Raw genomic sequence first — 6,808 nt, 5'->3', positions numbered from 1 at the left:
TCACCCGCGATCTGCCGAACGTCGGCGAGGACGCGGTGGCCAACCTCGACGAGCGTGGCATCATTCGCATCGGTGCCGAGGTCGAAGCCGGCGACATTCTGGTGGGCAAGGTCACCCCGAAGGGCGAGACCGAGCTGACTCCGGAAGAGCGTCTGCTCCGCGCCATCTTCGGCGAGAAGAGCCGCGAGGTGCGTGACACCTCGCTGCGCGTGCCTCACGGCGAAACCGGTACTGTGATCGCCGTCAAGGAGATCACTCGCGAGGATGCCGAGGAAGACGGCGACGAGCTGCCGAACGGCGTGAACCAGATGATCCGCGTCTACATCGCGCAGCATCGTAAGATCACCCAGGGCGACAAGCTGTCTGGCCGCCACGGCAACAAGGGTGTTATCTCCCGCATTCTGCCGGAAGAGGATATGCCGTTCCTTGCCGACGGTACTCCGGTCGACATCATGCTGAACCCGCTGGGCGTGCCTTCTCGAATGAACCTTGGCCAGGTGCTGGAACTGCACTTGGGCTGGATCGCGCACGCCGGCTGGGACATCTCCCTTGATCCGGATGCCGAAGCCGCTTGGAAGAAGTACATTCCGCAGGGCGCCGAAAAGGGCGAGCCGGGCACTCCGGTGGCAACTCCGGTGTTCGACGGCGTTCGTCCGGAAACCATCAAGGGCCTGCTGTCCTGCACCCTTCCGGATCGCGACGGCAACAAGCTGGTCGGCGACGACGGCAAGGCTGTGCTGTTCGACGGCCGTACCGGCGAACCGTATCCGAAGCCGATCTCCGTTGGCTACATGTACATGCTGAAGCTGCACCACTTGGTCGACGACAAGATCCACGCGCGTTCCACTGGCCCGTACTCCATGATCACCCAGCAGCCGTTGGGCGGTAAGGCTCAGTTCGGTGGCCAGCGTTTCGGTGAGATGGAAGTGTGGGCCCTCGAGGCCTATGGCGCCGCCTACACGCTGCATGAAATGATGACCACCAAGTCCGATGACGTCGACGGCCGCGTGCGTGTCTACGGCGCCATCGTGAAGGGCGACAACCTGCCGCCGGCAGGCATTCCGGAATCCTTCAAGGTGCTGCTTAAGGAAATGCAGTCCCTGTCGCTGAACGTCGAAGTGCTCAACGCCGAAGGCGTGGCCATTGACATGAAGGACGAGGACGACGATCCGTCTACTTCCTCCGACGATTTGGGCTTCAACATTGGCGCACGTCCTGACGCGGCCGCCAAGGAAGACCAGGTTGTGGAAGAACCTGAATTCCAGTGATCCCAAGGCTGGTCGCGTTGCCTGACAGCGCGGCGCGACCAGCCTGATGAAACGTGATTAAGCATTAAGAATCGATAGACAGGACAATAGAGTGCTGGACGTCAACGCATTTGACAAACTGAGGATTGGCCTGGCCACCGCCGACGACATCCGTAACTGGAGCCACGGCGAGGTCAAGAAGCCTGAAACCATCAACTACCGTACCCTGAAACCGGAGAAAGACGGCCTGTTCGGCGAGCAGATCTTCGGACCTACCCGCGACTGGGAATGCGCCTGCGGCAAGTACAAGCGCGTGCGCTTCAAGGGCATCGTCTGCGAACGCTGCGGTGTGGAAGTCACCAAGAGCCGTGTTCGTCGTGAGCGCATGGGCCATATCGAGCTTGCCGCTCCGGTGACCCACATCTGGTTCTTCAAGGGTGTTCCGTCCCGTTTGGGCTACCTGCTGGACATTGCTCCGAAGGATCTGGAAAAGGTCATCTACTTCGCCGCCTACATGGTCACCAGCGTCGATGAGGAACAGCGTCATGAGGATCTTCCGGGTCTGCAGGACGAGTTCGACAACGATATCGCCAACTTGGAGAAGCGCCGCAACGCGGAAATCGAAGAGCGTGCCAAGAAGGTCGAAGCCGATCTGGCTGAACTTGAGGCCGAAGGCGAAGCCAAGGGCTCCGCACGCGCCAAGCTGCGCAACAGCGCCGAGCGTGAAATGGCCGCCATCCGCGTTCGTTTCGACGAGCAGATCCAGCGTCTGAGCGCCGTGTTCGACCGCTTCAAGAACCTGAAGCCGGGCGACATGGAAGGCGACGTCGACCTGTGGCGTGAGATGGAAGACCGCTACGGCGATTACTTCGAAGGCTGCATGGGCGCCGAAGCCATCAAGAAGCGTCTGCAGGACTTCGACCTTGACGCCGCTTCCAAGCAGCTGCGCGAGGAGATCGACACCGGCACCGGTCAGCGCAAGGCCCGTGCCCTGAAGCGCCTCAAGGTCGTCAACGCCTTCCTGACCACCGGCAACAAGCCGGAGGCCATGGTGCTCGACGTGATTCCGGTCATTCCGCCGGATCTGCGCCCGATGGTGCAGCTCGACGGTGGCCGTTTCGCCACTTCCGATCTCAACGACCTCTACCGTCGTGTGATCAACCGTAACAACCGTCTGAAGCGACTGATCGAGCTCGGCGCTCCTGAAATCATGCTCAACAACGAGAAGCGCATGCTGCAGGAAGCCGTCGATTCCCTGTTCGACAACGGTCGTCGTGGCCGCCCGGTCACCGGCGCCTCCAACCGTCCGCTGAAGTCCCTGAGCGACATGCTCAAGGGTAAGCAGGGTCGTTTCCGTCAGAACCTGCTCGGTAAGCGTGTGGATTATTCCGGCCGTTCCGTGATCGTGGTCGGTCCGTCCCTGCGCATGCACCAGTGCGGTCTGCCGAAGCCGATGGCCCTCGAGCTGTTCAAGCCGTTCGTCATCAAGCGCCTCGTGGACCAGGGCTTCGCGCAGAACATGAAGAGCGCCAAGCGCCTCGTGGACCGCGCCGACTCCGAAGTGTGGGGCGTGCTCGAAGAGGTCATCTCCGAGCATCCGGTGCTCCTGAACCGTGCACCTACGCTGCACCGTCTGGGCATCCAGGCATTCGAGCCGATCCTGGTGGAAGGCAAGGCCATCCACCTGCCGCCGCTTGCCTGCGCCGCATTCAACGCCGACTTCGATGGCGATCAGATGGCAGTCCACCTGCCGCTGTCCGCTGAAGCCCAGGCTGAAGCACGCTCCCTGATGATGGCTTCCGACAATATTCTGAAGCCGGCTGACGGCCACACCGTGACCATGCCGAGCCAGGATATGATCCTCGGTCTGTACTACCTGTCCACCGTGCTGGAAGGCGTCAAGGGCCAGGGCCGCGTGTTCTCCTCGCTGGAAGAGGCCGAAATGGCCCTCGACAAGCATGAGATCGACATGCAGGCCAAGGTGCTTATCCGCCTTCCGGAAGACTTTGTGCTGCCGAAGGGCTGGGAGCCGAGCGAAATCGAAGTCGTCGATCCGGAACCGGGCAGCCCGGCCGTGGTGAAGGAAGAGCGCTTCCATGATGGTTCCGTGCTTTTCGCAACCTCCTATGGCCGTATTCTGTTCAACAGCACGCTGCCGGTGGATTACCCGTTCGTGAACGATCAGGCTCCGAAGAAGCGTCTGAGCAAGATCGTCGACGACATCGCAACCCGTTACTCCACCGCACAGGTGGCGGCAACGCTGGACGCGCTGAAGGATATGGGCTTCACCCGCGCACCGTGGTCCGGTGTGTCCTTCGCGTTCTCCGACGTTATCCAGCCGTCCGAGCGCGACGAGTACATCGAGAAGTACGAAGCCGAAGCCGACAAGGTCAACGAGAACTACGAAATCGGTATGCTCACCGAAGAGGAGCGCCGTCAGGAACTCATCGACCTGTGGACCAAGTGCACCAGCGAGGTCTCCGAGGCGGTCGAGGAACACTTCGACTCCAAGAACAACCTGGCCATCATCGTGCAGTCCGGTGCACGAGGAAACATGATGCAGATCAACCAGATCGCAGGCATGCGAGGCCTCGTGGCCAACCCGAAGGGCGAGATCATTCCTCGACCGGTGAAGTCCAACTACCGTGACGGCCTGTCCGTGCTGGAATACTTCATCTCCCAGCACGGTGCACGTAAGGGTCTGGCCGATACCGCACTGCGTACCGCAGAGTCTGGCTACCTGACCCGTCGTCTGGTGGACGTTTCCCAGGACGTAATCGTGCGCGAAGAGGATTGCGGCACCAAGCGTGGCCTGACGATGAAGGTCGGCGAGCGTGATGCTGAAGGCAACCTGCATCTGGTCAAGGCCGCCGATGGCGGTCCGTACTCCCGTCTGCTCGCAACCGACGTGATCGATCCCGCCGACGGCGAGACCGTGCTGTACAAGGCCGGTGACGCGCTGTCCATGGACGTGCTCAACGATCTTGTTGCCCACGACGTGGAAGAGGTCAAGGCCCGTTCCGTGCTTACCTGCGAATCCAAGCGCGGCGTGTGCGCCAAGTGCTATGGCTGGTCGCTGGCCACCAACAAGCTGGTGGATGTCGGCGAGGCCGTTGGCATCGTGGCCGCACAGTCCATCGGCGAGCCTGGTACCCAGCTGACGCTGCGTTCCTTCCACTCCGGTGGCGTTGCTTCCGCATCCGATATCACCCAGGGTCTCCCTCGTGTTACCGAGCTTTTCGAAGCCCGTACTCCGAAGGGTGAGGCCCCGATCGCAGAGTTCGCTGGCGTGGTCAAGGTGGAAGACACCGAGCGCGGCCGTCAGGTCATCCTGAAGCCGGACGACGATTCCGTCGAGCCGATCGCCTACCCGGTGACCCGTCGCGCCCCGATGATGGTCAAGGACGGCGATCATGTCGAAGCCGGCACCCAGCTGATCGAAGGCTCCGTCGATCCTAAGAAGATCCTGCGCATCCTCGGCCCGCGTGCTGCCCAGGTGAACATTGTGGAGGAAGTGCACACCGTGTACCGCTCCCAGGGCGTGGATATCCACGATAAGCACATCGAGGTCATCGTGCACCAGATGCTGCGTCGTATCACGGTGATCGATTCCGGCGATACCGACCTTCTTCCGGGTGAACTGGTGGATCAGGCCCGCTTCAAGGCCGCCAATATGAAGGCCGTGAAGGAAGGTGGCAAGCCTGCTGCCGGTCGTCCGGAGCTGATGGGCATCACCAAGGCCTCGCTGGCAACCGATTCCTGGCTGTCCGCGGCTTCCTTCCAGGAGACCACCCGCGTGCTTACCGAAGCCGCTCTGAGCCAGAAGGTCGATGACCTCAAGGGCCTCAAGGAGAACGTCATCATCGGTAAGCTCATCCCGGCAGGTACCGGCCTTGCCCGTTACCGTAACGCCGTGGTCGAGCCTGACAAGGCCATTCGCGACACCATCTACCCGAACTTCGGTTTGGGTGGCGACGAGTCCGATGCCGCCTTCGGCGACGCCGATCTGTCCGAAGTCGACTTCTCGAACATCGACTTCGGAGATCTGAAGCTCGGCGACGACTTCAATCCGGATGACTTCCTGGACGACAATGGCGGTCAGATGGATTTGGGCGACACCCTGTGATCCGAAAAGCGATGATGGAATGGCATAACGTCTGAAATCATCTCAATACATGAATGGGGATTGGCTGGAAACAGCTGATCCCCATTTTTTAATGCGGAACTATTTTTAATGCGGAACTGCAGTTGCTGCGATCCCTACGACAACAGTCAGCCTATTGCGGAACCGTACGTATTGCAGAGCGGATATCTTCATCGCAAAATCGCATGGCAAATTACAATGAAGGTATGAGCTTTCTTCCATATCCGCCTCCACCTGAACCAGGTTGGTATGACGATGATGCCACAGTAATGTCTTCTCTCGTTGAGCCCGCCATGGCGGAGGCTGCGCAGTCGCAGCCAACATCGCAGCCAACATACGAATCACCGGAATCCCAAGCATTCCAAGCATTGGAAAATGTGCAGGAATCCGCGGAATCGTATGCGGCGAACATACAGCCGGTGGAACAGGCTGCCGCGGCGCTGGAACCGTCCGACGTCGAACCGGTCAATGACGATGATGACATCGACTGGGATGGCACGGTGCTGTCTTCGGCATTCACCATGAAGCAGCCGAAGCTGGAGTATGTGCTTTACAACGAGCAGACCGGCCAGGAAGTGATCGTCGATATGGGTGTGCTGCTGGGGCGCAAGCCTTCCGCTGAAGTGCCGGAAGGTGCGAAATTCGTGAAGTTGGAGGATCCGACGCGCACCATCTCACGTAATCATGCGGCGATCAGCTTCGATCAGGATGGCGTATTGTGGATCGAGGATTACGGTTCGCTCAACGGCACGTACATCATTCAAGGCAATGAGGAGATCAAGGTCGAACGCAAGCCGATGAAGCTTGACGCGCCTTGCACGGTGCGTATCGGAGACCAGTTCTTCACTTTCGAACAGCGCTGATTTCCTTCGCGCCGCGATACATGTTGCGCCGTCAATCCATAAATGAGGATGACGGCGCAACGAACATATTATGGTACGAAAGCTTACCAATGCAAGCGGCTTTTATTAGGCCTTGTTTGGCGGCTTTCGTCGGGCTTTTGCCAAGTTCTACCAAGGGTTACCGTCGCAGACGGATGGCTGCGTTGATGGCGGAATCATTGAGACTGGCAAGCCAGTTGAGCAGATCCGGGTAGATATGCGGATTGCGCGCAAGGAAGGGGTGCAGCTCCGGAGCTTTGCTTGCGATTTCAGCCATCAGCATCTGATCTTCCGTGGTCATGGCCAATTCCGCGGTGAAACCAGCATTCGACGCGACTGGCTCTTGCGGCTGAATCGGCGAAAAATCAGCCACTTCAGACAGGTCTGCGGGGTTGGTATATGGGTCGACGTATTCCGTCGAAGCATCGTTCGCCATATTCGATGCAGGTGTTGCCGCAAACGGCTCAGGCTGGCATTGCTGGGTTGCCGGCGGCTGGTACTGCGCCTGATATTGCACTTCCGATGATTGCTGCGGC

At 59.7% G+C, this 6,808-nt stretch carries 2 protein-coding genes and 2 pseudogenes; 3 read left to right on the top strand and 1 reads right to left on the bottom strand.

What is annotated here, in order from left to right:
- From Q5H33_RS07780 to Q5H33_RS07770, 3 genes and pseudogenes are all read left to right on the top strand, one after another.
- Positions 1–1,268: pseudogene (locus Q5H33_RS07780) on the top strand (DNA-directed RNA polymerase subunit beta); the annotation flags it as partial.
- 91 nt (positions 1,269–1,359) lie between these two features.
- Complete coding sequence (locus Q5H33_RS07775; protein WP_302423889.1) at positions 1,360–5,373, top strand: DNA-directed RNA polymerase subunit beta'; 4,014 nt, start codon at positions 1,360–1,362, stop codon at positions 5,371–5,373.
- A gap of 224 nt (positions 5,374–5,597) precedes the next feature.
- The gene (locus Q5H33_RS07770; RefSeq protein WP_033524356.1) at positions 5,598–6,254 is read left to right on the top strand and encodes an FHA domain-containing protein; all 657 of its coding nucleotides are present in this window, start codon (positions 5,598–5,600) and stop codon (positions 6,252–6,254) included.
- Positions 6,255–6,411: 157 nt separating this feature from the next.
- Here Q5H33_RS07770 and Q5H33_RS07765 read toward each other — a convergent pair.
- Positions 6,412–6,808: pseudogene (locus Q5H33_RS07765) on the bottom strand (hypothetical protein); the annotation flags it as partial.

The sequence above is a fragment of the uncultured Bifidobacterium sp. genome (assembly GCF_959020145.1).
In the GTDB taxonomy this organism is placed as follows: domain Bacteria; phylum Actinomycetota; class Actinomycetes; order Actinomycetales; family Bifidobacteriaceae; genus Bifidobacterium.
This window is presented reverse-complemented; position numbering and strand designations above follow the sequence as displayed.